At 51.8% G+C, this 695-nt stretch carries 1 protein-coding gene; it reads left to right on the top strand.

The annotated features are described in order from the left end of the window. On the top strand, window positions 1-695 hold a 695-nt coding region (locus tag NZ896_06820), incomplete at both ends, for a 50S ribosome-binding GTPase (protein MCS7117156.1).

Below are 695 nucleotides of genomic sequence, written 5' to 3'. Positions count from 1 at the left end.
GAGACTCGACGGCTCGTCGGAGTACAACCTCGACGAACTCGAGGAATTATGCAGGTCGGTAGGCTACCAACCAGTCTACAAACTCGTCCAGAAAAGGGCGCCCCATCCCAAATACATGATAGGGCCGGGCAAGGTCGAAGAACTTCGGCGAATCGTCAAAACCATGAACATAGAGAAGATCGTCTGCGAAAACGAGCTAAAACCAGTGCAGGAATACAACCTAGCTAAGGCGCTGTCGGTCCCTGTGATCACGAGAACCCAGCTTATCCTCGAGACTTTCGCGCAGAGAGCCGCTTCGACGGAGGCCAAGCTTCAGATTAAACTGGCTGAGCTCCAGTACGAGCTTTCTAGGGCGAAGGAGAAGGTCCGGTTGGCGAAGAAGGGTGAACAGCCGGGGTTCCATGGTTTGGGTGCCTACGAAGCCGATGTCTACTACAACGAGGTTTTCAGACGCATCGCGACGATCAAGGAGAAGCTTAGAACGATAAGGCTTCGGAAAACTTTGATGAGACAAAAGAGGGTTGAAGGAGGCCTTCCGGTTGTGGCCTTGACAGGGTACACGAACGCAGGCAAAACAACACTCTTCAACAGAATTTCCGGTGAAAACCTTTTCGTCAGCTCCCAACTTTTCACAACTCTTTCCACGACATCAAGGATAGTGCAGTTCAAAGGGCGTAGAGCCTACCTATCCGACA

The sequence above is a fragment of the Nitrososphaerales archaeon genome (assembly GCA_025058425.1).
GTDB lineage: Archaea > Thermoproteota > Nitrososphaeria > Nitrososphaerales > JANXEG01 > JANXEG01.
The sequence above is the reverse complement of the archived record's forward strand: the minus strand, read 5'-3'. Positions and strand labels throughout refer to the sequence as shown.